Raw genomic sequence first — 25,176 nt, forward strand, 5'->3', positions numbered from 1 at the left:
GTCTTGTGTCTCCTTGGATGGGCGGTCTGTTTTCATGCGGTGGCGGCTGCTTTGAGCGCATCCTCTCGTACCGCCGTCTTTAGCAACTTGCCCACCGGTGAACGTGGCAGGCTTTTGTAGAAGTGGATGTGTTTGGGCGTGTGTACCGGTCCGAGCTTTTCGCGCACGAAGGCCATCAGCGCCGTAGCGTCCTCAGTAGCACCGTCACGCAACTGGACGGCTGCGTGCACCGCCTCACCCCATTTGTCGTCGGGCACACCGAACACCACGCATTCGTGCACTTCGGGGTGCTGGCCCAGCGCGTTCTCCACATCGATCGGATAGACATTGAAGCCACCGGTGATGACCAGGTCCTTCAGCCGGTCCTTCAGGTAGAGATAGCCGCGCTCATCGAGCAGGCCGCGGTCGCCGGTGTGCAGCCAGCCGTCGACCAGGGTCTCGGCGGTCTTGTCGGGCAGACGCCAGTAGCCGGTCATGAGCAGGTCGCCCCTCGCTACCACTTCACCCACCTCGCCACGCGGCAACAGGCGGCCATCGGGTGCCATGATGGCCAAGTCGGTGAGCCACGTGATACGGCCGACCGAAGCCCAGTTGTCGGGGTCCTCGAAGTCTGCAGGCCTCATGGCGGTGAGGATCTGCGGCGCCTCGGTCTGGCCGTAGGTGGTGCAAAGCACCGGGCCGAAGAACTCGCGCACCTGACGGATCTTTTCCGGCGGCATCGGCGCGCCGCCGTAAATCAGCCGGCGCAGCGCAGGAAAGTCGGCGCGCGAGACATTCGGCAGCGCCATCAGCATGTAGATCAGCGTGGGCGGCATGAAGCAGACGGTGCCAGCGCGGTCGCGGAAGGCGGCATGTACGGCCTGCGCGCCAGCATCGGCCATAAGCACATGGCAGCCACCCTGCGCCAGGATCGGCAGCACATAAGTGGAGGTTCCGTGGGTGATGGGGGCGGCCATCACGTAGCGCTCGTGTTCGTCGAATCCCCAGCTTTGGATCTGGTTGCAGATGTTCGCCACCCAGGCACGGTAGGGCTGCATCACCCCCTTGGGCGCACCGGTGGTCCCGCCGGTGAACTTGATGGCCTGCGTGGCATCGATCGGCAGTTCGATCGTGGGTTGCGCCGCGCCGGCATGGCGGGCGATGAGGCCCGTCACGGTGGGTCCAGTTTCGCCCTGCGGCGCGTGGCTGAACACCCGCTGGCCCGGCGCGCCGTCGAGCAGGTCCGCATAAGCGGATTCCACCACCATGATGGTTGACTCGGTCGCATCGACCAGGCGGCGCAACTCGGACCGGGTGCTGCGCGGATTCAGCGGCACCCACACCTTGCCGCAAGCAAGGGTCGCCAGCAGTGCCACGATATGTTCGGCGCTGTTCTTGGCACAGATGCCGACACGGCTCTGCGGCGTGGGATCCATTGCCAATAACCCGGCCGCCAGGGCTTTCACCTGTTCGGCCAGGACCGCGAAGCTGACGCAGCCTTCGGGTGCGTCGATGGCAGTGCGATCGGGCCAGCGCTCGGCCGCGCGCCAGAAGAAATCGATGGGATACATGATGCAAACCCTTTTTTTTGGGATCAGTCGGGAATCACTCGGCCTTGGCGCCGGACGCTTTCACCACGTCATGCCAACGTTTGGTTTCGGCGACGATGAGGGTGCGGAACTGCTCGGGCGTCCCGGGTTCGGCCGTGGCGGCCAGTTCGCCCAAGCGCCTCTTCACGTCGGGCAGCGCCAGGGCCTTGTTGATTTCGGTATTCAGCCGGTCAACGATGGACCGTGGCGTGCCGGTGGGCGCGGCGATGCCGAACCACGACTGCACGTCGAAGCCCGAATACCCCGACTCGGCCACCGTGGGAACGTCTGGCAGCAGTGGCGAACGCCTGGCACTCGTGATGGCGATGGCGCGCAGCCGGCCGGACTGCACATGCGGCAATGACGATGGCGTGTTGTCGAACATCGACTGCACCTGGCCACCCAACAGATCGGTCACCGCCGGCGCGCTTCCTTTGTAGGGGATGTGCAGCATGTTGGCCTTGGAGACCATCTTGAACATCTCACCCGAGAGGTGGATGGACGAGCCACTGCCCGACGATGCAAAGGTGATGCCGTTGGGGGAGTCGGCTGCGAATTTCAGGTATTCGGCCACCGACCTGATTGGCAGCTTGGGATTCACCACCAGGATGTTGGGCACCCGGGCGATCAGGCCGACCGGCTCGAGGTCTTTCTGCGCATTGAAGTTCAGCTTGTCGTAGAGCGTGGCGTTGATGGTGTTGGCGATGGTGAACAGGTAGAGCGTGGCACCGTCCGGTGGTGAGTGGGCCACGATGTCGGCACCGACGTTGCTGTTGGCCCCCGCCCGGTTATCCACGACGAATTGCTGGCCCATCTGTTCGCTGAGCTTGACGGCGATCAGTCGTGCGATGACGTCGGTGGCACCGCCGGCTGCATAACCCACCACCAGGCGCACGGGCTTGGCGGGGTAACTGGCGAGGGGCTGGGTCTGGGCAGCGATCGGCGCGAAGAGGCCGGCCAGGGCGGTGCAGCCGGCCAGCGCCAGCACGCGTCGGCGGGGTGTTGAAAAGGAATGCATGTCTGTCTCCGTTCTTGTGTTGATGACCAGTTCGTTTTGGGCTGCGACCGCCTCCGGGTGACAATTCGTCCATTGCGACCGACCGTTGTGGATTCTTCGCCATGCCGTCCCCCACCACCAGCCAGAACGTCCGCCAGCCGGACGACCTTGTCGACGCCGGCAGCCGTACGCTGCGGCGCGGCCTTCAACTGCTCGACGTGATTCTTCAAAAGAGGCGGGAGGGCGTGCGGGTGGCCGAGCTCTGTCGCGCCTGCGGGTTGCAGCGGGCTACCGTCTATCGGCTGCTGTCCACACTGATCGAGAGCGGCTATGTATCCCAGCGCGACCGTTGGCGCTATGTGCCGGGGCCGCGCACCAAAGTCTTTTTGCAACCCCCGCCAGCCGACGATCTTGCGGCCCGGCTGCAGCCCGTCCTGGCGCGGGTCAGCGCAGCATGCGGCGAGCCGTCCTTTGCCGTGTTGGCCGAAGGTCGGATGTCGCACTGCATCGCCCGGCAACTGGGCACGCAGCCGATCCAGGTGCTGGTGGTGGAGATCGGCAGACGCCAGCCGCTTGGTGTGGGTGCCGCCGGACTGGCCTTGCTCGCGGCGATGTCGCCAACTGAGTCCGCCGCCATCGTCGCCGCCAACGCTCAGGTTTTGCCGCGCTACGGGGGCATGACGCCCGAACGCATGGATATCCTCGTCACCGCCACGCGAGAGCGTGGCTGGTCTGTGGTGGGCAACCATGTCATAGAAGGCACGCTAGGTGTGGGCGTGCCGGTGCCAGCGATCGAGGGTCCGCCAGTGGCGGCCATCAGCGTGGCTGCCCCGCAGGATCGGATGCCGCGCCAACGGCAGCAACTGATCGCACGGCGCATGCGCGAGGCGCTCGAGACGTTATTGCCTGCCGGACTGTGAACCCACCGACGAGTCGGCCTCTGACCGTCAGCCGTGTCTCCAGCGCCGCCGAGCCGCCTCAATTCAACGGCAGCGCCCCCATTCGAGGCAACGTCCGTTCACCGGATTTCTGCAGGTGCCGGCGCATGCGCTTCTCGGCCTTCTCCTGGTCGCCGTCGAGGATCGCCTCGGTGATGCCACGGTATTCAGCCACCATCGCGCGCAGGTCCGTGGTGGTCAGCGAGTGGTAGAACTGCGCGCGAAAGAGGTGGGCGCGGGCCTGCGGCAGCACCCGCTCGAGTTCGCTGCTCGCGGCGATCTCGAACATCACCTTGTAGTAGTTCGCGCGCTCGTCGAGCACCCGGTCGAGCGCATCGGGCGTCTTGGCATTGATGAGCGCACGGGCGGCCGCCTCGAAGCGGTGCGCGTTGTCGCCGATGCCGATGTGTGCTGCGGCCAGCCGCGCGGCCAGGCCTGACAGCACTTCCAGTACGCCCAGCAGGCTGCTCGCGTCCTCGCGCGTGAGCGAGCGGATCACTGCACCCCGATGCGGGGTGAGGTCGACCACGCCGCTCGAAGCGAGGATGCGCAGCGCTTCGCGCACCGTGCTGCGGCTCACGCCGAGGTCGCGTGTCAGGTCGGCTTCGATCAAGCGTTGCCCGACCGTGTAGCGGCGCATCAAGATGCCTTTGCTGATGGCGTCGGCCACCCGGTCGGGTGTGCTGCGCGGATGGACCTTTCGTTCCGGGGAGGGGGCCGTGCCGGTCGCGCGCCTGGGGGAAGTCGTTGGTTCAGGGTCGTTCATTCGAGCTTGCACGGTACACAGAAGGAGCGCCGGCACGCGGGTCGGCACGTTGATTCTAGGAGTGCGGCGACATGCCCACAGCGTGTGGGCACAAGACACTCGCACAGGCGCTGCTTACGCTCCCCGTATGCGATTCCAAGGTCGACGCGCGCGTCAGTCAGCGATACAACGTCATCATCATGTCGGACAAACCCTATCTTATTGTCTGACAATTATCGCTACGATCAGGGCCATGAAAGCTGATGCATGCTGAACACTGGCGCTGTCGACCTGACGATGACATCCGGCGCAAAGCGGGCGCTCGCGTCATGGCTGGTTGTGCACATCGACGGATTCGAGGCACCTGCCGCACTGCAGCGTTTCAATGGCGGCCAATCGAACCCGACTTACCTCGTGAGCGACGGTGCCGGCACCCGCTACGTGCTGCGCAAGCAACCTGACGGCGATCTGCTGCCCTCGGCACACGCCATCGATCGCGAGTACCGGGTCATTGCCGCACTGGCCGGCAGCGAGGTCCCGGTGGCACGCGCGCTGGGCTATTGCAGCGACGCCTCGGTCCTCGGCACGCCCTTCTACGTGATGGCCTTCGTCGAAGGCCGTGTGCTCTGGGATCCAGCGCTTCCCGGGAGCGACAGCGCCGAGCGCACGGCGATCTACGACGACATGAACCGCGTGATCGCCGCGCTGCATCGTGTGGACCCGGCGGCGGTGGGGTTGGCCGACTACGGCCGCAGCGGCAACTTCTTCGAGCGCCAGATCGCGCGCTGGGCGCGCCAGTACCAGGCGTCGGTCATCGAGCCGATTGCGGCGATGGAGCGCCTCATCGAATGGCTGCCGGCGCATGTGCCGCCGAGCGACGAAACCCGCGTGTTCCATGGCGACCTGCGCCTGGACAACCTGATCTTCCATCCGACCGAGCCTCGCGTGCTGGCGGTGCTCGACTGGGAACTGTCGACCCTGGGCCATCCGCTGGCCGACTTCGCCTACCACGTGCTGCCCTGGCGCCTGACGGCAGCGCAGTTCCGCGGCATGGCGGGCACCGACTACGCCGCGCTCGGCATCCCCGACGAGCGCAGCTATCTCGAGCGCTATTGCCGTCGCACCGGCCGCCCGCCGGTCGATCCCGGCCATTGGGAGTTCTACCTCGCGTACAGCATGTTCCGGCTCGCCGCGATCCTGCAGGGCATCTTCAAGCGCGCGGTGGACGGTACTGCGTCCAGCGCCGAGGCCCGAGAGACCGGCGCGCGGGCCCGGCCCATTGCCGAAGCGGCCTGGCGTCAGGTTGAAGCCCACTTTCCGCGCAGCGAGCGCTAGGTCTTGCCGCCATCACACCCAGAAAGGCTCATGTGTTCGAGTTTTCCCCCAAGGTCCAGGATCTCCAGCAGCGTCTCACCGCCTTCATGGAAGAACACATCTATCCCAACGAGGAGCGCTACTACAAGGAGGCCGAGACGCTGGGCCCCTGGAAAGTGGCGCCGGTGCTGGACGAACTCAAGCCGAAGGCGCGCGAGGCCGGGCTGTGGAACCTGTTCCTGCCCGCGTCGAGCCACGGTGCCGGGCTGACGAACTTCGAGTACGCGCCGCTGTGCGAGATCATGGGCCGCTCGCACCTCGCGCCCGAGGTGTTCAACTGCTCGGCGCCCGACACCGGCAACATGGAAGTGCTGGCGCGCTACGGCTCGCCCGAACACCAGGAGCGCTGGCTCCAGCCACTGCTCGCCGGGGAGATCCGCTCCTGCTTCGCGATGACCGAGCCCGATGTGGCATCGAGCGATGCGACCAACATCGAATCGAGCATCGTGCGCGACGGCGACCACTACGTCGTCAATGGCCACAAGTGGTACACGACCAACGCGACCGACCCGCGCTGCAAGATCGGCATCTTCATGGGCAAGTCCGACCCGGACAACGCCGACCGCCATCAGCAGCAGTCGATGATCCTGGTGCCGATGGACACGCCGGGCGTGAAGGTGGTGCGGCCGATCGCCGTGTTCGGCTTCTACGGCGTGCCTGACCGCGCGTCGGAGGTCATCTTCGAGAACGTCCGCGTGCCGGCATCGAACATGTTGCTCGGCGAAGGCCGCGGCTTCGAGATCGCCCAGGGCCGGCTCGGCCCCGGGCGCATCCACCATTGCATGCGCCTGGTCGGCCTGGCCGAGCGCATGCTCGAGCGCATGTGCCGGCGCAGCCTGTCACGCGTGGCCTTTGGCAAGCCGATCGCGCAGCAGGGCGTCACGCTCGAGCGCATCGCGCATTCGCGCATCCTGATCGAGCAGGCCCGCCTGCTCACGCTGAATGCGGCGCACCGCATGGACACCGTGGGCAACAAGGTTGCCAAGGCCGACATCGCGATGATCAAGGTGGCGGCGCCGCAGATGGCCTGCCAGGTCATCGACTGGGTGATCCAGGTGCATGGCGGCGGCGGCACCAACAACGACCTGGGCATCGCCTCGGCCTATGCGACCGCCCGCTTGCTGCGGCTGGCCGACGGGCCGGACGAGGTGCATTGCGCACAGCTTGGCAAACTGGAACTCGCGAAGTACCGTTGACGCCTCGACGCAAGCCCCGGCACCAGGCCGCCGATACCAACAGGAGACAACCATGCAGATCCAGATCGATTCGAGTGAATTGCATTCCTCGCGCGCCTGCCCCGCGGCGGTAGCCGAACGCATGATGTGGCTCAACGCCGATCGCGTGCTCTATGTCGGCCTGTTGGGGGCGCCGTCGGTGCGCACCTTCGGCGCCTTCTGCATCTACGTGTCGCTGCACAGCCCGCATCGCATCTGCGTGGAGGGTGGCGAGTGGGAGGAAGCGCAGTTGTCCGTCGTGCCACCTTACGTCGGCCACCGCATCGAGACGCGGGACCGGATGATCTGCAACATCTTGATCGAGTCGGAGACCGTGCGTCTGCAAGACCTGCCCGAGCACATCCGCAGCGGGCGCGGCGCGGTGCATGACGTGCGGGCGCTGGCGACCATGCGCCTTGCGCTGGACCGGTTCAGGCGCTGCGCCACCCGCCAATACGCACGCACCGAGGATTTCGACGAGAACTTCTTCGGCAGTGCGCTGCCGGCCCGCAGCATCGACAAGCGGATGGGCGCGGTGGTCGACAAGATCAAGTGCGATCCCAACAGCCACACCTCGGCCGAGGAATGCGCGGTGGCCTGCCACCTGTCGGTCTCGCGCTTCCTGCACCTCTTCAAGGCCGAGGTGGGTTCGCCGTTTCGCAGCTTTCGCACCTGGCAGCGCGCGCGCAGCGTCCTCTACTACGTGACGCAGAACACCAACCTCACCAACATCGCGCTCGATGTCGGCTATCCCGATGCGACGCACTTCAGTCATTCCATCCGTCAGATCTACGGCCTCACGCCCAAGTCGATCTTCGCGGGCTGCCGCCGCCTGGCGCTGTACGGCAGCGGCACGGCCGCGTCGGCCCGTTCGGGCTTCAACTGACGTCACTCAGCTTCTTCTCTTCATCCATCCAGCACATGCAACTCGGCATCGATTTCACGGACCGTCATGTCGTCGTCTTCGGCGGCACCACCGGCATCAACTTCGGCATTGCGGACGCCTTCGCGCGACAGGGCGCGTGCGTGACGGTGGCGAGCCGCAAGCGCGAGAACGTGGACGCGGCGGTGAACGCGCTGAGCCAGCATGGCGCCCAGGTGCATGGTGTGGTGGCGGACGTACGCGACTTCGAGGCCGTGGGCGTGGCGTTTGCCGAATCGGTGGCGAAGTTCGGCGCCATCGACGTGCTGATTTCGGGTGCGGCGGGCAACTTCCTCTGCGAAGCCAAGGACATGTCGTCCAATGGTTTCAAGGTGGTGGTGGACATCGACCTGGTCGGCACCTTCCATGTCCTGCGTCAGGCGCATGAACACCTGCGCAAGCCGGGTGCGGCAGTGATCAACATCACCGCGCCGCAGTCTTTCGTGCCGATGCGCTTCCAGGCGCATGCAAGCGCGGCCAAGGCGGGCGTCGACCAGTTCACGCGCGTGCTGGCGCTGGAATGGGGCGAGGAGGGCATTCGTCTGAACTCGATCGCCCCGGGTCCCATCGATGGCACCGAAGGCTTTCGCAAGCTCATGGCGCCGACCGCCGAAGACCGGGAGTTCGCCCGCAGGCAAGTGCCATTGCAGCGCTTCGGCACACTCGACGACATTGCGAACCTGGCACTTTTCCTCGCATCGCCGTACGCGTCTTACATCTCCGGTGCCGTGGTCCCTTGCGACGGCGGAGGCGCATTGGAGAGCGTGAAGCCGGCGCTGGAGGCGGCGGGAAAGTTGCTTGCATAGCGTGCAGTGGGCCTTTTGATCGCGACAACCCGGTCGCGCCGATGGCCGCACGAAACGGCCATCAGCCCCGGGTAAGCTCGCGGCCTATGAAGCGCAACCGCACCCCTCTATCTGTCGATGCCAACCCATCGTTGGCGCCGCCTGCCTCTGCCGAGGCCCCGGGCATTCAGGTGTTCGCCGTGCTCGCACGCATCCAGACCATGTGGTCTTCATTGGGTCCCGTCGGGCAGCGCATCGCCGACTTCATTCTCAAGAATCCCCGCGAAGTGGTCCACATGTCCGTCAGCGAGGTGGCGGAGCGCACGGCTTCCAGCGAGGGCAGCGTCGTGGGCCTGTGCAAGAACCTGGGCGCCACGGGCTTTCAACAGATCAAGATCGCATTGGCGCAGGAACTGGTGCGCCCTGTGCAGTTCATCCACGAGGACCTCGACCCGCAGGACAAGGCCACGGCGGTGATTCGCAAGATCTTCCAGAGCAACGTGCAGACGCTGCATGACACCGAGGCCACGCTCGACGCCAAGGCGATGGAGCGCGCGGTCAAGTTGTTCCGCCAGGCAGAGCGCATCGAGATCTACGGCATCGGTAGCTCGGCCACCATTGCCGAGGACGCGCACTACCGCATGCTGCGCATTGGCCTGAACGTGAAGCTGGCGGTCGATTCGCATGTGCAGGCCATCAGCGCTTCGTTGACCGATGCGAAAACGGCGGTGCTCACCATTTCGCACTCGGGAAGTTCGCACGAGACGGTGACGGCCACGCGGCTGGCCAAGGAAGCGGGCGCATCCACCGTGTGCATCACCAACTTCGGCAAGTCACCGCTGCAGGCCTACGCCGACGTGCTGCTCTTCACCATGGCGCGCGAAACGCACTTCCGCACCGAAGCGATGACGAGCCGTCTTGCCCAGCTGGCGATCATCGACGTGCTGATCGCCTGCCTGGCGCTGTCGGACTACGACACCTCGGTGCGCACGCTGCGCCAGACCTTCGACGTGCTGTCGCTCAAGCGGTACTGAGACAAGGCGTCTGGCGCCTCCGCTGAGCCCGCTGGGGCGGCGAACAGCCCGGCCACCGACGGGGCGACTGCGCCGGGCGCCGTGCCGACAAGCACGCAGGCCATGCCCAGCCGCTGTGCGCCTTCGGCGTCGGTCAGCGGGTTGTCGCCGACCACGACGGTGTCCTCGGCGCGCGCATTCAGGCGGTGCAGGCCCTCCTCGAACAGCAGTGGCGCGGGCTTGCCCGTGATGCGAAGCGGTTGCACGCCACTGGCCGCGACCAAGGCCGCAAGCAGCGCGCCGGTCTCGGGCACCACGCGGCCATGCGTACCGGGGTGCGTCAGGTCCGCATTGCTGGCCACCAACCGCGCACCGCGTCGCAGTTCGTTGGCCGCGAGCGCCAACCGGGCGTGGTCGAAACGCATGTCGAGTGCCAGCAGCACGAAATCGGCGTCGGATCGAACGAGCTGGCAACCCAGCGTACGTGCATAGCGTTGCAGCGCGGGACTGGCGACCATCATCACGCGCGCGCCGGGGCACTCAAGCACCAGTTGGCGCACGGCCTGCTCGCCGGCCAGCACGATGCGCTCGACAGGCACGCGCAGGCCCAGGCGGCGCAGCCGTTGCGCCAGGCCCGATGCGGTGTGCGTGGAGTTGTTCGAGACGATGGCGTAGCGGCCATCGAAATGCGCCAGCAATTCGACCGCGCCGGCGATGGCTTCCTGCTGGCGCACCAGCGTGCCATCGAGGTCAACCAGCAGGTGCTGCGCACGTGCCAGGCGGGCATCGCTGATGGCCAATGTCATGTAGTTCTTGCTCATGGCGTCGGATTGTATTGAGTGATGCTCAATAAAAATCATGTTTATGAGTGAGCAAATTTCATTTGCGTGTCATCTTTGGTTTCTAAAGTTGGCATCGCTCCCCGCACTTTTCCCCCTGCTCATCGTTGTGAACGAAGGAACCGATCTCATGAAGAACAAGCTCCTGGCCGTTGCTGCCACCGTCGTCACGCTGACCGCGACCCTGGCCTTGCCGGTGCATTCCCAGGTCGTCGCCGACGGCTCCCACGAGCATCCGCTGCGCGTGCTGCTGATCCCGGCCGACGGCGGCACGGAATCGGGCACCAAGGCCGACTACGCGCCTGTGTTCAACGCCATCACCCGCACCACCGGCCTGAACTTCGACCTGAAGGTGGGCCAGTCGTATGGGGCAGTCGTCGAAGGCATGTGCAACCAGCTCGCCGACATCGCGTTCTTTGGCCCGGTGGCCTATGTGCAGGCGCACAAGCGCGGCTGTGCGCAGCTGCTGGCAGTGGGCGTGGAGAAAGGTGCCTCGGTGTACTACGCCGGCATGTTCACCAAGGCCAATGCGCCGATCGCGAATATCAATGACGTGAAGGGCAAGCGCGTGGCTTTCGGCGACGTCAACTCGGCATCGAGCTTCACCTTCCAGGTCGCGATGCTGCTGGACGCGGGCATCGACCCCGCCCGCGACCTCTCGGCCGTGCGCATGACCGGCAGCCATGCGAGCAGCCTGGCCGCGCTGGTGCAGGACCAGGTCGACGTGGCCTCGCTGTCGTTCGACTCGTATGAAAAGGCGGTCAAGCAGGGCGCCGTCGATCCGAAGACCGTGAAGGTGATTGCCAGGAGCATGCCCATTCCGTACCCGCCGCTCGCGCTCAACTCGAAGATGCCCGAACCGTTGAAGGCCAGGCTCAAACAGGCCTTCCAGACGGTGAACAAGGCGCCCGGTGTCACGCCCGACATGATCCGCGGCTACGGCGGCGGCAAGATCGACGGCTACGACACCCAGTTCTCCGAAGACGAGTTCAACGTCGCCGCCGAGAAGCTGGGCCTGCTCACCGATGAGCTCAAAGGCCGCATCCTGGTCAAGGCCGCAGAGCGCTGAGCACCGTGCCATGTTGAACTTTGAACGGGTTGCCATGCGCTATGCCGACGGCACGCAGGCCCTCCGCGACGTCTCGCTGGAGGTGCCTGCAGGCCAGTTCTGCGTGGTGCTGGGTTCCTCGGGCGCGGGCAAGTCGACGCTGCTGCGCATGGCCAACGGGTTGGTCCGACCCACGCAGGGTTCGGTGCAGGTCCAGGGCGTACGCATTGCGGCCGATTCGCTGGCCCGCATTCGTCCGCGCATCGGCATGATCCACCAACAGTTCAACCTGGTGCTTCGCTCGACCGTGGCTGAGAACGTGCTCGTCGGTGCGCTGCCAGCCATGCCGACGTGGCGCGCGCTGCTGGGGCTGTTCACCGACGAGGCACGCTGCAAGGCCTGCGAACTCATCGCATCGGTGGGTTTGCATGAACAGCACCTGCTGCGCCGCGTCAGCGAGCTCTCGGGCGGCCAGCAGCAGCGCGTGGGCATCGCGCGTGCCTTCATGCTCGACCCGCCCCTGGTCCTGGCCGACGAGCCCGTGGCCAGCCTCGACCCGCAGACCAGCCACGACGTGCTGTCCCTGCTGCGCACACAGGCGCGCGAGCGGGGCACCACCGTGCTGTGCAGCCTGCATCAGGTCGATCTGGCCTGTGAGTTTGCGGACCGCATCGTCGCGCTGCGCCACGGCGCGGTGGTGTTCGACGGAGCGCCTGATGCCTTCGATCCGCGTCTGTTCGATGCGATCTACGGGCGTGCGCCGGCTTCCGTCCGCGCAGAGGCCACTCACCTCGAGCCTGAGGTCGTGCCGCCGCTGCACATGGGTGCGCTGGAGATGGCGTCATGAGCCGCTCGCCCTCCGCGTGGAACCTGCCACGCCCCTATGGCGTGCGCAGTGTGGCCGTGCTGCTGATCGTGCTGGTGGCAGGCTTCTTTGCCGCTCAGCGCGTCGAGATGGGCCGCATGCTCTCGCTCACAGGCGAGGGCGTGCTCGCCGCTGTCGGCCTGCGCGATCAATCGCAGGTGTGGTCGGGGCTCGGCACCATCGCGCGGTCGCTCTTTCCGCCGCAAATCTCCGAACGCACCGAAGTGGCCCGCATCGAGGGCTTCGACCGCAACCGGCTGCCATGGTTCTCGCATCTGGAAACCGTGGAGACCCACGACCCCAAACTCAACCCGCAGACGTTGCAGCTGGAAGAAGTGATCGATCGCCGCGAGGTGTTGGTGGCGCCTTTCGGCTACCTCTGGCATGTGGCGGTGAAGATGCTCGAGACCTTCGAGATTGCCATCTGGGCCACGTTGCTGGCGATCGTGCTGAGTGCGCCGCTCGCATGGTGCAGCGCGAAGAACTACACGCCTCATCGCGTTGCCTACGCGTTGGCACGCAGCGTGGTGGGCATGTGCCGCGCGGTGCCTGAACTGGTGAGCGCGCTGTTCCTTGTGCTGGCCTATGGTTTCGGCCCTATCGCCGGTGTGCTGGCGCTTGCACTGCACTCTGCGGGTTTCCTTGGCAAGTTCTATGCGGAAGACATCGAGACGGCCGACGACAAGCCGCAGGAGGCGTTGCGCGCCATCGGTGCCAACAAGCTCAAGGTGATGCGCTTTGCGGTGCTGCCACAGGTGATGCCGCAGTTCATTGCCTACACGCTCTATGTGCTCGACCGCAACGTACGCATGGCCACGGTGGTGGGCCTGGTGGGTGCGGGCGGCATCGGGCAGGAGCTCAAGGGCCGCTACGACATGTACAACTATGCGCATGTCGGAACGATCCTGATCGCGATCTTCCTGACCGTTCTCATGCTCGACAGGGTCGCAGCTCGCCTGCGCAGCCGCTATGCCTGAGACCTAGCAGCGGCTTCGCCGCTTCATTGCCGACTTTTTCAGCGCCGGTGCGTGCCTGCCAACGGCTCGCAGGGGACCGGCTTGGCCTTCGATTTCTCTCTCACCCGCTCTCCACGCTCACCTATCCAAAGGACGCCTCATGAACACATCTTCTTCCCGGTACGGCCTTGCTGTGACGGGCCTCGTCTTGTGCCTTGGTCTTGCCGCCTGCGGCGGCGGAGGCGGCAACGGCGCCAGCCAGCCCGCAAGTTCCGGTGGAACGCCCTCCGCTGGCAACCCACCGCAGTCCGGCGGCAGCCAGCCGACCCCGCCAGCACTCAAGTGTGCGCCCTGAGTCTCGAACGCCAACCCACTCCCTGTGTTGAAGGAAACCCCCATGAACACCCCCTCCCGTCGTGATTTCTTCCGCAAGTCGGCAGGCGCCATCGGCGCTGTCTCGGCCCTGACGATGCTCCCGCCTGCGATCCGCAAGGCGCTGGCGGTCGAGGCCGCTGTCGACACCGGCACCATCAAGGACATCAAGCACGTCGTGATCCTGATGCAGGAGAACCGCAGCTTCGACCACTACTTTGGCACCCTGCGCGGCGTGCGCGGCTTCGGTGATCGCTTCCCGATTCCGTTGGCCAGCGGCAAGTCGGTGTTTTTCCAGACCGACCCCACCAGCGGCGCGGACATTCCGCCATTTCGCCGCGACTCCAGAATCGCCAATGCGCTGATCGGGTCCGGCACGCCCCATAACTTCCCCGACATGCAGGGGGCGTGGAGTCAGGGGAAGATGGATCGCTGGATCCAGTTCAAGAACCAGGCGACGATGGGCTATTACCTGCGCGACGACATCCCGTTCCAGTTCGCGCTGGCCGACGCCTTCACCGTCTGCGATGGCTACCACTGTTCCATCCTGACGGGCACCGACCCGAACCGCATCGTGTTCTGGTCTGGCTCCAACTTCAATCCGGAGCTGCGCAAGAAGGGCATCAACAGCACGGACACTGATTCTGAGCCGGTCAATTCGCGTTGCTGGCCCAGCCCGTCCAATTGGGTTGCGGGCCGGGCGCAGCAGGCCGACGGGTCTGGTCAGACCGACCCCGCAACGGGCGCCTACAACTACAAGTACGTCAACAACGCGTTCAAGTGGAACACCCTGCCAGACGTGCTGCAGCAGGCCGGCGTCAGCTGGCACATCTACCAGAACATGAACAACAACTGGACGGGTGCCATGCATGGCTGTCTGGCCTTCCAGAGTTTCCGCACCGCGCAGCCGGGCTCGCCCCAGTACGAGCACGGACTGACGGGTGGCCCTGCCACGGCCGATGGCGCCGTCAACTTCCTTGCCCAGCTCAAGCAGGACGTCATGAACGGCACGCTGCCGCAGGTCTCGTGGATCCTGCCCACGCAGGCCCTGGCCGAGCATCCGGGCAGCAGCGAAGGCGTGACCGGCGCCGCTGACTTCATCTCGGACGTACTGGGCGCATTGACGTCCAACGCAGCGGTCTGGGCCAAGACGGCGCTGTTCGTGACCTTCGACGAGAACGATGGCTTCTTCGACCACCTGGCCATGCCGGCAGTGCCGTCCTATGACGCCAATGGCGAACTGATGGGCAAGTCCACCGTGCCGCTGGACGGTGAGTACTTCGATGCGTCGGTCGGCAATTACCTGAACGCCAAGGACACTGTCAGTGGGACGATTCGTCCATGGGGGCTGAGCTCGCGCGTGCCGATGTACGTGGTGTCGCCGTGGAGCAAGGGCGGGTGGGTCAACTCGCAGGTGTTCGATCACACCTCCATGGGCATGTTCCTGGAAAAACGCTTTGGCATCACGGTGGACGCCATCAGCCCGTGGCATCGGGCGGTCTGCGGCGACCTCACCACCTGCTTCGACTTCGTCAGTCCCAACGATCCAGTCGTTCCCAAGCTGCCCGACGTGAGCAACTTTTCCGCGATCAATGCGGCCCAGCGGCTCCTGCCGACGACGCCGGTGACCAAGGCGCCCACCACGCCGCAGCCCTTGTTCCAGGAAACCGGTACGCGTCTCTCGCGCGCGTTGCCCTATGAACTGCACACCAGCGCCCGCGTCGCGTCGCGCGGACTCGTGTCGCTGATCTTCAGCAACACGGGCACGCAGGGCGCGGTGTTCCATGTCTACGACAAGCTGCATCTGGACCGCATCCCGCGCCGTTACACCGTCGAGGCGGGCAAGCAGCTCTCCGACACTTGGAACTCTGCCGCCACCGACAGCGGCAAGTACGAGCTGTGGGTGTACAGCACCAATGGCTTCGTGCGCGTCTTCAAGGGCGACGCGCTGGCCATGGGCACCGCGACCTTCAAGCCGGAAGTGCAGGTCTGCTACGACCCGGCCGCGGGTCAGGTCTATGTGAAGGTGAACAACGCCGGCACGGCCAGCGGGAAGGTGGCAATCAAGGCCAACGCCTACCGCACCGACGGGCCATGGTCGCTCGACGTCGCCGCGGGCGCGACGGGCAGCCTGAACTGGAACCTGGACAACAGCGGCCACTGGTACGACTTCACCGTGACCGCCGACAACGTCGAGCGCCGCTTCTCCGGCCGCGTGGAAACCGGCAAGCCGAGCGTGAGCGATCCAGCGATGGCTCTGCACCTCGCATCCTGACCTGACTCCATCGATCGCAACGAAGCGGCTCAGCCCCACCACACCTGCCGCTTTCCCGAACGCTTGCCGCGCAGCATGATCTCGTCTGCGCGGTCAAGCAGCGATTCCACGTCGGAACCGCTGGATCGCGACACGGCGACACCGATCGTGACGCCGACCGATGCGGGCGGGCCCCGGTTCAGGTCGATCGGTTGTGCGATGCACACCAACAGGCGGTCGAGCAGTTGCCGCCATTGCGCGAGGGACGATGGCGCCAGAGCCAGCACGAACTCGTCGCCGCCGACACGGAAGGCAGCGTCACCCGGACGAAGCACCGCGTTCACCCTGCGGGCGACCTCCACCAGAAGCAGGTCGCCCGCTTCGTGGCCGAGCCGATCGTTGATGGCCTTGAAGCCGTCGAGATCCATGTAGCAGACGGCGAGGGCGCCGCCTTCCGATTCGGCGGCCATCAGGCTTTGCTGCAGGCGATACCGCATCGATAGCCGGTTGGGCAGGCCCGTGAGCAAATCGTGGGAGGCTGCGTGGGCCAGCCGTGCGTGCGTCTGCTTCAGGGCCGTGATGTCCACGGCCATCCAGAAGGTCTGCGAGCGCGACATGCGCACGCCGCTCACTGCGATCCAGATGTCCTCGCCCGTCCTTCGACGCATTCGAAGTTCCACGCGGTGCTGTGCCGATTCCCGCAGCATGGATGCGGCTTGCTCGCTGGCCTGATGGTAGGTTTCATCGTCCGCGTACAGCACACGCAAGGGCTTGTCGGCCAATTCGCCGGGTTCGTAGCCGAAGAGACGCTCGAACGCCTGGTTTCGCCAGCCGATGGTCTGGTTCTCGACCCGGACCATGCCGACGAGATCGCTCTCGAGCATGGCCGTCTGCTCGTGCAGCAGACGCTTGACCTGGGTGATGTCCCGGCCCGACGCGAAGATCATCAACTCACCGGCAATCTCCGCGACCCGCATCTGGAGTTCGACATCGATGACGGCGCCATCGTCCCGACGGTGCTGGACTTCGACGCGCTGCTTGTCGCCCGGCGCAATCTTGGCGAGCCATGCATTGATCTTCTCCTCATCCTGGTTCACATCCCACGTGGAGACATGGCGGCCCAGCAACCTGTCACGGGTCGAGTGCAGCATCTCGGCGAAGGAGTCGCTCATTTCGACCAGTCTGCCATGGCGGTTCATGATGTGGATGCCATCGGCCGCGACGCGCAGGAGCGCCTGCGTCTGTCGCGTCTGCTCTGCGAGCGCAGCCAGCACGCCGGCCTGCCTCGCGCTCGAGCGAAGGGCTGCGAGCGACGCCAGTGCCACCAGGAGCCAGCAAAGGGCCGCCAGCGAAGAGACCAGCAACGCCTGCTGCCACCAGGGTTGCAAGAAGCGTGCATTGTTCAGGCCTGCGTACACCACGAAGGGCCAGCCATCGACGGCGCGGTAAGCAGTGGTCCGGTCCACCTGATCCAGGGCAGCCCTGGAAAAGTAAACGCCACCGGAACTTTTATCCCGTATCGCAGTACGCATTTCCGGCGACACGATCACCTCACCGACCTCGCCCTGGGAAGCACTGCCGGGTGAGCGCCTGGCGATGAGTTGCATCGCGGTGTTGCGCAGGCTGACGGCGTCTTTTTCGCCGAGTTCGTAGCGACTGAAGAGCCCTTCGAAGTGACTGACAGCGATGCTGGCGTAGAGCACGCCGCTGAACTGGCCGTTCGGCCGGATGGGTCGCAGCAGGGCGATGACCCAATGGCCGGAGATTCTGGAGCGAATCGGCCTGGTGACAAGGGTCGACGCCTGCGGGCTGGACATGGCTCGCTGGAAGAAGGGGCGGTCGGCGATGTTGGCGGGAGCAGACAGGGCGATGTCGTTGCCCCATCGGACCTGACCCTTGGCGTCGGAGAGCCGCAAGGCCTCGGCGCCCGGCACGAGTGGCATGCGTGACGCCAGCACGTCGAGAAAAACCTGATCATCGTCGATGCCTGCGGCCTGCATACGCTGGATCTCCTCGGCCGTCGCAGTGAGGACCGCGTCGATGCGGCCGAGTTCACTTTCGATATTGAGCTTGGCGATGGCCGCCAGGTTTTCTGCGATCGCCCGGGTCTGGTCGGCGACCATCTGCTTTGACGAACTCAGTACGAAATACACGAGCGCGCAGAGGAGCAAGGCGATCGCGAGATTGAGCGCTGCAAGCTTGGCGACGCGACGCCGCTGCTTTCGGGACGTGTGCTGATGTAGGTCCGGAACGAATGGCTGTGGCATGAAGTTGCGCGCATCGGGGGCCGACAAAGAGATGACGCAGTTTGCCGGAAGACGGGAGGTGGGGGCTGCGCGAGTGCCCTCTCAGCGCAGCCCCCATCGCAAACTTTTATTTTCACCCCCCCACTAAATGTTCTCGGCCAGGTTCCGATAACTAGACGTGGAAGCCGCAGCTACCTGGATTCGATGACCATCGCTTCGAGGGATTGTTGACTGCGCTCCGTGTTTAGCGTCACCGAATCCGGAAAGAACATGAACCTCATGCGCAAGATCACGCACCGCTTCACCGCCACTTGGGTCGGTGTACTGGGTGGCATCGCGTGTCTCTGGTTCGCGGGTGCCAGCTGGCCAGCCATGGCCTGTGCGGTCCTCCTGGTCGCGATGGGAGCGTACGCGGGGTGGAGCGAGACCCAAAGAGACACGGCCCGCGCGCAGGAATTCAAGCGCTACGTGGCGGACCACGTCTTGTTCAGCGCCGATATCGCCCCTGTCTGGTCCGGGCAGATCGAGGCATCGCGCACACAGATGGAAGCGGCGATCTCGGCGTTGAGCGAGCGGTTCGCCGGCATCGTTCACAAGCTGGGCGAGATGCTCGGCGCGTCGAATCCCCAGGGAGCGGGCGCGAGCGACACGGCTGCATCCACGCTCTATGCCGAGAGCCAGAAGCAGTTGCAGGCCGTGATCTCTTCGTTGCGCGACGCCATGCAAAGCAAGGCGCTGATGCTGGACAAAGTGCAGGCGCTGCAGGCCTTTGTCGCCGAGCTCCACGAAATGGCCGATGGGGTATCGCGAGTGGCACAACAAACGAATCTGCTGGCCATCAATGCGGCCATCGAGGCAGCGCATGCGGGGGAATCGGGCCGCGGATTCGCGCAAGTGGCCCAGGAGGTGCGCGCTCTGTCCCTGATGTCGGGCGACACCGGCAGACTGATCGCCAGCAAGACGGGCGCGATCAACGCCGCCATCGACGACGTGCGGCGTACGGCGGACGTGGCTCGCTCGCAGGAGAACCAGATCGTTGCCGATTCGGAGGCGCGCATTCGCGACGTGTTGGACCAGTTCCGGGGACTGACGATGTCGCTGGCGGACTCCACCTCATTGCTGCGCAACGAAAGCCGCGACATCCAGGCCGAGGTCAATGACGCGTTGGTTCAGCTTCAGTTCCAGGACCGCGTCAGCCAGATTCTCGGCCATGTTCGGGACAACATCACCCGGCTTCCCGCCGTGGTATCGGACCATGCCAGTGGCTTCGACGAAGGTGGCGAACGGGAACCGTTGGTCGCTGCCGGCATCCTGGGGGAGCTGGAGTCGACCTACGCCATGGCCAGCGAACGCGCGATTCATCAAGGGCAAGCGTCGAGCGGCGCCAAGCCAGTGACAGCCCCGCAAGACGACATCACTTTTTTTTGAGGGATTTCCATGGCTAAGACCATCCTGATCGTCGACGACTCCGCCTCCGTGCGTCAGGTTGTCGGTATTGCGCTCAAGGGCGCTGGCTACAACGTGATCGAAGGGCGGGACGGCCAAGATGCGCTGACCAAGCTCACGGGCCAGAAGGTCCACCTGATCATCAGCGACGTCAACATGCCCAACATGGACGGCATCACCTTTGTCAAGAGTGTGAAGGCCATGGCGGCCTACCGGTTCACGCCGGTGATCATGCTGACGACGGAAAGCCAGGAGTCGAAGAAGCGCGAAGGGCAGGCGGCCGGTGCCAAGGCCTGGGTGGTCAAGCCCTTTCAGCCCGCGATGCTGCTGGCGGCCGTCGAGAAGCTGGTGCTGCCATGAGCGCGCACCAGCGGATCGACCTGGAGGGTGAACTCACCATCTACGGTGCGGCGCCGCTGCAGGCGCGCCTGCTTGCCGCCCTCGCCGACGCGCCCGAAGGCCTCGACATCGATCTGGCCGGCGTGACCGAAATCGACAGTGCCGGCGTGCAGTTGCTGATGGCTACCCGCCGCGCGGCCCTGGCCACCGGCAGCAGCGTGACGCTCTGCGCACCGAGCGACGCCGTGCGCGAGGTGTTCGACCTCTTCGATCTCGCATCCTTCTTCGCTCTGGCGACAGCGGCCTCGCCGCAGGGAGAACCCGCATGAACATGGACGAAGCCCTCCAGACCTTCTTCGTCGAGTGCAGGGAACTGCTCGAAGACATGGACACCGCGCTGCTCGGCGTGCTGCAGGAAGAAGACCCCTCCGACTCGATCAACGCGATCTTTCGCGCGGCGCACACCATCAAGGGGTCGGCCGGCCTGTTCGGCCTCGACTTCATCGTGGAGTTCGCCCACGTGGCCGAGAGCGTGCTCGACAAGGTGCGCGCCGGCGCGCTCCCACTGGACGACGACATGGTCACGCTGCTGCTGGCCTGCGGCGACCACGTCGGCAGTCTGGTCGATGGCGCGGCGGCCGGCCACACCGAGGCCGACGAGGACATGAATGCGCGCGGTGCGCCGTTGCTGGTGGAACTGCATCGGCACCTCGGCACCGCGCCAGCCCAGGCGCCGGTGGCTGCGCCGCAGACCGTCGCAACGGCAGCCGGCGCCGGCGCCGATCCGGCGCATTGGCACATCTCGCTGCGCTTCGGCACCGAGGTACTGCGCAACGGCATGGACCCACTGTCCTTCGTGCGCTACCTCAACAAGCTGGGCACCGTCACTGCCATCGTCACCGTGTTCGACGCGTTGCCGGCGCTCGCCGAGATGGATGCGGAGTCGTGCTACCTCGGCTTCGAGCTCGCATTGCGCAGCAGCGCGGACCGCGCGGCCATCGAAGGCGCCTTCGAGTTTGTGCAGGACGACTGCACTGTGCGCATCGTGCCGCCTGGCAGCCCCGTGGCAGCCTACCTGGACCTGCTCGGCACCGATGGCGCCCGCGAGATGGGCGAGATGCTGGTGCACTGCCGCAGCCTCACGCAGGCGGCACTCGATGTGGCGCTGACCGGCACGGTCGCCGCTGCGCCATCTGCGGGCGAGCCCGTCGCCGCACCGCTCGCCCCAGACGCTGACGTTCCCGCGACTTCCGAGGCGGCTGCGCCGCGCCAGCGCACCCCGAAGGACGCCAAGGTCGGCGAGACGCAGTCGGTGCGCGTCGATGCCGACAAACTCGATCGCCTGGTCGATCTGGTCGGCGAGCTGATCACGGCATCGGCCACGGCCAGCGTGGCAGGTCGCCACCTGCAGAGCACCACCTTGCATGAGGCGCATTCGACGCTCATGGGCCTGGTGCAGGAAGTGCGCGACAGCGCCTTGCAGCTGCGCATGGTGAAGATCGGCGCGACCTTCAACCGCTTCAAGCGCGTGGTGCACGACGTCTCGCGCGAGATAGGCAAGGACATCGCGCTCGAGATCTATGGTGAGGACACCGAACTCGACAAGACCGTGGTCGAGAAGATCGCCGACCCGCTGACACACCTGGTGCGCAACAGCATGGACCACGGTATCGAGAACGCGGCGTTGCGCGCCGAACGCGGCAAGCCTGCGCGCGGCACGGTCACGCTCAACGCGTACCACGACTCCGGCAGCATCGTGATCGAGGTGAGTGATGACGGCGGCGGGCTCTCTCGCGACCGCATTCTGGCCAAGGCGGTGGAGCGGGGGCTGGTCGAGCCGGGCAAACAGCTCAGCGATCCCGAAATCTACGGCCTGATCTTCGAGCCCGGTTTCTCGACGGCCGAGCAGGTGACGAACCTGTCGGGCCGCGGCGTCGGCATGGATGTGGTCAAGCGCAACATCACCGCCCTGCGCGGCGTGGTCAGTGTCGACAGCAAGCCAGGCGAGGGCGCCACCGTGACGGTGCGCCTGCCGCTGACGCTGGCCATCATCAACGGCTTCCAGGTCACCGTCGGCAATGCCGTGTTCGTGCTGCCGCTGGACGTGATCGAGGAATGCGTGGAGTTCGCGGCGGAAACGGGTCACGACTATGCCGAACTGCGCGGCCAGGTGCTGCCTTTCATCCGGCTGCGCGAACTGTTCAAGGTGGCGGGTGCACCCAGCGCGCGGCAAAGCATTGTGGTCGTCAAGCAGGGCGCGCAGCGCTTCGGCCTGATCGTGGACCGGCTCCTCGGCGAGGCCCAGACGGTGATCAAGCCCATGGCGCCGATGTTCGCGCATCTCGAGGGCATCAGCGGCTCCAGCATCCTGGGCAGCGGCGAAGTCGCGCTCATCCTCGACGTGCCCATGCTGCTTCGCCAGACGCTCAACGCGAAGCCGGCCGATCGGCCCGGTGCTCTCTCGCCATCCTGAAACTTCACCAAGGACGAATCATCATGTTTGCAAATCTGAAGATCGGCGTGCGGCTGATCGCAGGCTTCCTGATCGTCGCGGGCATCAGCGCGATCGTGGGTGCCATCGGCATCTCGAATGCGTCGAAGATGAACGAGAAGGCGGACCATATGTACGCCATGGAGTTGATGGGCCTCTCCTACATCAAGGAAGCGAACATCGACCTCATCTCGATCGGTCGGGCGCGCAGCAACTTCCTGCTGGCGACGTCGGAAGACGAGCGCGCCAAGCACCTGGCATCGATTGCCGCCAGCACGGAATCGCTGAAGGCGAACATCAGCAAGGGCCGTCCGCTGTTCACGTCGGACCGTGCGAAGGAGCTGTTCTCTCAGTTCGACAAGGTCTCCGAAGACTACCAACGCGACATGAAGCAGGCGCTGACGATGGCCAGCGCCAAGACGTTGGCCAGCCGCGACGAGCTGCTGAGCCAGTCGCTGGATAGCGTGCGCGCCAAGGCCAATACGCTGGACGGCTACCTCGACGAGCTGACCAGGCAAAAAGAGGCGCGAGCAAAGTTGGCGGCCGAAGAAACCGTCACTCTCTACGAGAGCGGGCTTCGCATGATGCTGGGCGTGATCTGCGGCGGCATCCTGATCGGCATCGCGCTGGGCTACATGATCAGCCGCGGCGTGACACGGCCGCTGGCCCGCGCCGTCGATGCCGCCAACCGGCTGGCTCAGGGTGACCTGACCGTGTCGATCGAGACCAACTCACGTGACGAGACCGGCCAATTGCTGCAGGCCATGCAGAACATGGTCAAGCAACTTTCGCAGGTGGTGACCGACGTCAACGGCGGTGCCGAGTCGCTGGCCAGCGCTTCCGAAGAGGTGAGTGCGACGGCGCAATCGCTGAGCCAGGCTTCGAGCGAGCAGGCCGCTGGCGTGGAGGAGACCAGTGCCTCCATGGAACAGATGACCGCATCGATCTCGCAGAACACCGAGAACTCGAAGATCACCGACGGCATGGCAACCAAGGCTTCGGCACAGGCGGCCGAAGGCGGTGAAGCCGTCAAGGCGACGGTGGTGGCGATGAAGCAGATCGCCCAGAAGATCAACATCATCGACGACATCGCCTACCAGACGAACCTGCTGGCGCTCAATGCGGCGATCGAGGCCGCACGCGCCGGCGAACACGGCAAGGGCTTCGCGGTGGTGGCTGCCGAAGTGCGCAAGCTGGCCGAGCGCAGCCAGGTGGCGGCACAGGAGATCGGCACGGTGGCCACGTCGAGCGTGGAGCTGGCCGAGCGTGCAGGCAAGCTGCTCGACGAGATGGTGCCGAGCATCAAGAAGACGTCGGACCTGGTGCAGGAGATCACGGCGGCGAGCGAAGAGCAGTCCTCGGGCGTAGGCCAGATCAACGCGGCGGTGACGCAGCTGAGCCAGACGACGCAACAGAACGCGACGAGCTCGGAAGAGCTGGCTGCCACCGCCGAAGAGATGAGCAGCCAGGCCGAGCAACTGCAGCGCACCATGAGCTTCTTTAAGCTCGCTGGCGTAGCCGCCACGGCGCAGGCGCGCCAACCCAGCAAGAGCACATCGAAGGCCGCCAAGCCGGTGACGGTGGCCCGCAAGAGCAATGCCGCCCCAAGCCTGGCCCTGGCCAGCGCGGACATGGCGGACGTGGACGAAAGCCACTTCGCCCGCTATTGACGCCGCATCCGACGTCTTCATTCACGTTCCGCAATTACTCATCCAACAAGGAATAGTCATGTTTTCAAAGATGAAGGTGGTCACGCGCCTCGCACTGGGATTCGGGTCCATCCTGCTCGTGCTGCTGGCGCTCGTCAGCACGGCGTACTACAACTTCGGGCAACTGTCCGACGCGAACCGATGGAATGTTCACACGTACGAGGTGATGGGCGAAGCCGACGCGATGTTGAACAGCCTGATCAACATCGAGACCGGTGAGCGAGGCTTCGCATTGGCCGGGGACGACGCGTTCCTCGACCCTTACCGCAATGGCATCGCAGCGTTCAAGAAGCACAGCACCCAGGTCAAGACGCTCACCGCAGACAACCCCAAGCAGCAGGAGCGCATGGACGCAATCATCGCGATGCAGCAGGATTGGGTGGACAAGGTCCTTGAACCCGAGATCGCACTGCGGCGCAATGTGAGTGCCGGCCAATCGACGATCGAGACGGTGGTGGCCAGCGTCCGTGCGGCGAAGGGCAAGCAACTCATGGACGGGATGCGTGCCAAGTTGGCTGAGCTGCGCACCGCCGAGTCGGACCTGCTGGTCATCCGCAGCAAGGACGCGGAAGCCCTGCACTCGCGGACTAACTCAGTGCTGATCTTCGGCAGCCTGATTGCGATCCTGCTGGCAGCAGCCATCGGCTACCTGCTGGCCCGCAGCCTGACCCTGGTGCTGGGCGGCGAACCGGCCTACGCCGCCGAGGTCATGCAGCGTGTCGCGGTCGGCGACTTCAAGGTTCAGGTCGATACCCGTCCGGGCGATACGACCAGCATGCTCTTCACCGTCAAACAGACCGTCCAGGCCGCCGGCGACAGCATCAACGACGTGGTGCGCGTGATGAGCGCGATGGCCCAGGGCGATCTGACCCAGTCGATCGACAAGCCATACGAGGGCTCTTTCGGCGAAATGAAGGACTATGTGAATGCGACGGTGACGAAGCTGTCAATGGTCGTCGTCGAAGTCAACGGCGGCGCGGAGTCCATTGCCAGCGCTTCCGAAGAGGTGAGTGCGACGGCGCAGTCGCTGAGCCAGGCATCGAGCGAGCAGGCCG

The 25,176-nt window shown here is 65.2% G+C and carries 21 protein-coding genes; 16 read left to right on the top strand and 5 right to left on the bottom strand.

The window, feature by feature from the left end; genetic code table 11:
- Positions 1-32: 32 nt before the first annotated feature.
- Positions 33-1,550 carry a class I adenylate-forming enzyme family protein gene (locus tag J2W36_RS15865; protein ID WP_307690713.1) on the bottom strand — a complete coding sequence of 506 codons (1,518 nt, stop codon included), beginning with the start codon at positions 1,548-1,550 and terminating at the stop codon, positions 33-35.
- 34 nt (positions 1,551-1,584) lie between these two features.
- A complete protein-coding gene (locus tag J2W36_RS15870) occupies positions 1,585-2,586 on the bottom strand; it encodes a Bug family tripartite tricarboxylate transporter substrate binding protein (RefSeq protein WP_307690714.1) in 1,002 nt (333 codons plus the stop codon).
- A 101-nt stretch (positions 2,587-2,687) separates the two neighbouring features.
- On the opposite strand from J2W36_RS15870, the gene J2W36_RS15875 reads away from it, so the two are divergent.
- The gene (locus J2W36_RS15875; RefSeq protein ID WP_307690715.1) at positions 2,688-3,485 is read left to right on the top strand and encodes an IclR family transcriptional regulator; all 798 of its coding nucleotides are present in this window, start codon (positions 2,688-2,690) and stop codon (positions 3,483-3,485) included.
- A 58-nt stretch (positions 3,486-3,543) separates the two neighbouring features.
- Here J2W36_RS15875 and J2W36_RS15880 read toward each other — a convergent pair whose 3' ends face one another.
- Positions 3,544-4,269: a GntR family transcriptional regulator gene (locus J2W36_RS15880; protein WP_307690716.1), complete on the bottom strand. Its 726-nt coding sequence runs from the start codon at positions 4,267-4,269 to the stop codon at positions 3,544-3,546.
- A gap of 246 nt (positions 4,270-4,515) precedes the next feature.
- Between J2W36_RS15880 and J2W36_RS15885 the strand changes: the two genes are divergently transcribed.
- The 5 genes from J2W36_RS15885 (at position 4,516) to J2W36_RS15905 (ending at position 9,577) form a co-directional block, all read left to right on the top strand.
- Positions 4,516-5,583, top strand: coding sequence for a phosphotransferase (locus tag J2W36_RS15885; RefSeq protein ID WP_307690717.1), 1,068 nt, complete (start codon positions 4,516-4,518; stop codon positions 5,581-5,583).
- A 32-nt stretch (positions 5,584-5,615) separates the two neighbouring features.
- Entirely contained in the window at positions 5,616-6,818 is a 1,203-nt protein-coding gene (locus J2W36_RS15890; RefSeq protein ID WP_307690718.1) for an acyl-CoA dehydrogenase family protein, read from the top strand.
- Between the two features lie 52 nt (positions 6,819-6,870).
- On the top strand, positions 6,871-7,722 hold the full coding sequence (locus J2W36_RS15895) for a helix-turn-helix transcriptional regulator (protein WP_307690719.1): 852 nt from the start codon (positions 6,871-6,873) through the stop codon (positions 7,720-7,722).
- A 35-nt stretch (positions 7,723-7,757) separates the two neighbouring features.
- Positions 7,758-8,564 carry an SDR family oxidoreductase gene (locus J2W36_RS15900; RefSeq protein ID WP_307690720.1) on the top strand — a complete coding sequence of 269 codons (807 nt, stop codon included), beginning with the start codon at positions 7,758-7,760 and terminating at the stop codon, positions 8,562-8,564.
- An 86-nt stretch (positions 8,565-8,650) separates the two neighbouring features.
- A complete protein-coding gene (locus tag J2W36_RS15905; RefSeq protein WP_307690721.1) occupies positions 8,651-9,577 on the top strand; it encodes a MurR/RpiR family transcriptional regulator in 927 nt (308 codons plus the stop codon).
- On the opposite strand, the gene J2W36_RS15910 is transcribed toward J2W36_RS15905, so the two are convergent.
- On the bottom strand, positions 9,514-10,377 hold the full coding sequence (locus tag J2W36_RS15910) for an HAD-IIA family hydrolase (RefSeq protein WP_307690722.1): 864 nt from the start codon (positions 10,375-10,377) through the stop codon (positions 9,514-9,516). The two genes, J2W36_RS15905 and J2W36_RS15910, sit on opposite strands and share 64 nt — an antisense overlap.
- 148 nt (positions 10,378-10,525) lie before the next feature.
- Here J2W36_RS15910 and J2W36_RS15915 point away from each other — a divergent pair, with 148 nt between their 5' ends.
- The 4 genes from J2W36_RS15915 (at position 10,526) to J2W36_RS15930 (ending at position 15,911) form a co-directional block, all read left to right on the top strand.
- On the top strand, positions 10,526-11,464 hold the full coding sequence (locus J2W36_RS15915) for a phosphate/phosphite/phosphonate ABC transporter substrate-binding protein (RefSeq protein ID WP_307690723.1): 939 nt from the start codon (positions 10,526-10,528) through the stop codon (positions 11,462-11,464).
- A 10-nt stretch (positions 11,465-11,474) separates the two neighbouring features.
- A complete protein-coding gene (phnC, locus tag J2W36_RS15920; RefSeq protein ID WP_307690724.1) occupies positions 11,475-12,290 on the top strand; it encodes a phosphonate ABC transporter ATP-binding protein in 816 nt (271 codons plus the stop codon).
- Positions 12,287-13,285, top strand: coding sequence for a phosphonate ABC transporter, permease protein PhnE (phnE, locus tag J2W36_RS15925; protein ID WP_307690725.1), 999 nt, complete (start codon positions 12,287-12,289; stop codon positions 13,283-13,285). The genes phnC and phnE overlap by 4 nt, the downstream gene beginning before the upstream one ends.
- 376 nt (positions 13,286-13,661) lie before the next feature.
- Positions 13,662-15,911: a phosphocholine-specific phospholipase C gene (locus J2W36_RS15930; protein WP_307690726.1), complete on the top strand. Its 2,250-nt coding sequence runs from the start codon at positions 13,662-13,664 to the stop codon at positions 15,909-15,911.
- 29 nt (positions 15,912-15,940) lie between these two features.
- Here the strand turns inward: J2W36_RS15930 and J2W36_RS15935 are convergent, their stop codons facing one another.
- Positions 15,941-18,184, bottom strand: coding sequence for a bifunctional diguanylate cyclase/phosphodiesterase (locus tag J2W36_RS15935; RefSeq protein ID WP_307690727.1), 2,244 nt, complete (start codon positions 18,182-18,184; stop codon positions 15,941-15,943).
- Between the two features lie 222 nt (positions 18,185-18,406).
- On the opposite strand from J2W36_RS15935, the gene J2W36_RS15940 reads away from it, so the two are divergent.
- The 6 genes from J2W36_RS15940 to J2W36_RS15965 form a co-directional block, all read left to right on the top strand.
- Entirely contained in the window at positions 18,407-19,564 is a 1,158-nt protein-coding gene (locus J2W36_RS15940; protein ID WP_307690728.1) for a methyl-accepting chemotaxis protein, read from the top strand.
- Positions 19,565-19,573: 9 nt separating this feature from the next.
- Positions 19,574-19,942, top strand: coding sequence for a response regulator (locus J2W36_RS15945; RefSeq protein WP_307690729.1), 369 nt, complete (start codon positions 19,574-19,576; stop codon positions 19,940-19,942).
- Positions 19,939-20,250: an STAS domain-containing protein gene (locus J2W36_RS15950; protein ID WP_307690730.1), complete on the top strand. Its 312-nt coding sequence runs from the start codon at positions 19,939-19,941 to the stop codon at positions 20,248-20,250. Before J2W36_RS15945 ends, J2W36_RS15950 begins: the two co-directional genes overlap by 4 nt.
- Positions 20,247-22,394 carry a chemotaxis protein CheA gene (locus tag J2W36_RS15955; RefSeq protein ID WP_307690731.1) on the top strand — a complete coding sequence of 716 codons (2,148 nt, stop codon included), beginning with the start codon at positions 20,247-20,249 and terminating at the stop codon, positions 22,392-22,394. Before J2W36_RS15950 ends, J2W36_RS15955 begins: the two co-directional genes overlap by 4 nt.
- A 23-nt stretch (positions 22,395-22,417) precedes the next feature.
- The gene (locus J2W36_RS15960; RefSeq protein ID WP_307690732.1) at positions 22,418-24,082 is read left to right on the top strand and encodes a methyl-accepting chemotaxis protein; all 1,665 of its coding nucleotides are present in this window, start codon (positions 22,418-22,420) and stop codon (positions 24,080-24,082) included.
- A 58-nt stretch (positions 24,083-24,140) separates the two neighbouring features.
- A partial coding sequence (locus J2W36_RS15965) for a CHASE3 domain-containing protein (RefSeq protein ID WP_307690733.1) occupies positions 24,141-25,176 on the top strand: 1,036 nt, incomplete at its 3' end.

The organism is Variovorax ginsengisoli (assembly GCF_030811835.1).
GTDB classification, from domain to species: domain Bacteria; phylum Pseudomonadota; class Gammaproteobacteria; order Burkholderiales; family Burkholderiaceae_C; genus Variovorax; species Variovorax ginsengisoli_C.

Bases quoted from the DNA above. Each gene is read 5' to 3' on its own strand.
- J2W36_RS15865 (WP_307690713.1), bottom strand. From the start codon at position 1,550: ATGTATCCCATCGATTTCTTCTGGCGCGCGGCCGAGCGCTGGCCCGAT.
- J2W36_RS15870 (WP_307690714.1), bottom strand. From the start codon at position 2,586: ATGCATTCCTTTTCAACACCCCGCCGACGCGTGCTGGCGCTGGCCGGC.
- J2W36_RS15875 (WP_307690715.1), top strand. From the start codon at position 2,688: ATGCCGTCCCCCACCACCAGCCAGAACGTCCGCCAGCCGGACGACCTT.
- J2W36_RS15880 (WP_307690716.1), bottom strand. From the start codon at position 4,269: ATGAACGACCCTGAACCAACGACTTCCCCCAGGCGCGCGACCGGCACG.
- J2W36_RS15885 (WP_307690717.1), top strand. From the start codon at position 4,516: ATGCTGAACACTGGCGCTGTCGACCTGACGATGACATCCGGCGCAAAG.
- J2W36_RS15895 (WP_307690719.1), top strand. From the start codon at position 6,871: ATGCAGATCCAGATCGATTCGAGTGAATTGCATTCCTCGCGCGCCTGC.
- J2W36_RS15900 (WP_307690720.1), top strand. From the start codon at position 7,758: ATGCAACTCGGCATCGATTTCACGGACCGTCATGTCGTCGTCTTCGGC.
- J2W36_RS15905 (WP_307690721.1), top strand. From the start codon at position 8,651: ATGAAGCGCAACCGCACCCCTCTATCTGTCGATGCCAACCCATCGTTG.
- J2W36_RS15910 (WP_307690722.1), bottom strand. From the start codon at position 10,377: ATGAGCAAGAACTACATGACATTGGCCATCAGCGATGCCCGCCTGGCA.
- J2W36_RS15915 (WP_307690723.1), top strand. From the start codon at position 10,526: ATGAAGAACAAGCTCCTGGCCGTTGCTGCCACCGTCGTCACGCTGACC.
- phnC (WP_307690724.1), top strand. From the start codon at position 11,475: ATGTTGAACTTTGAACGGGTTGCCATGCGCTATGCCGACGGCACGCAG.
- phnE (WP_307690725.1), top strand. From the start codon at position 12,287: ATGAGCCGCTCGCCCTCCGCGTGGAACCTGCCACGCCCCTATGGCGTG.
- J2W36_RS15930 (WP_307690726.1), top strand. From the start codon at position 13,662: ATGAACACCCCCTCCCGTCGTGATTTCTTCCGCAAGTCGGCAGGCGCC.
- J2W36_RS15940 (WP_307690728.1), top strand. From the start codon at position 18,407: ATGAACCTCATGCGCAAGATCACGCACCGCTTCACCGCCACTTGGGTC.
- J2W36_RS15945 (WP_307690729.1), top strand. From the start codon at position 19,574: ATGGCTAAGACCATCCTGATCGTCGACGACTCCGCCTCCGTGCGTCAG.
- J2W36_RS15950 (WP_307690730.1), top strand. From the start codon at position 19,939: ATGAGCGCGCACCAGCGGATCGACCTGGAGGGTGAACTCACCATCTAC.
- J2W36_RS15955 (WP_307690731.1), top strand. From the start codon at position 20,247: ATGAACATGGACGAAGCCCTCCAGACCTTCTTCGTCGAGTGCAGGGAA.
- J2W36_RS15960 (WP_307690732.1), top strand. From the start codon at position 22,418: ATGTTTGCAAATCTGAAGATCGGCGTGCGGCTGATCGCAGGCTTCCTG.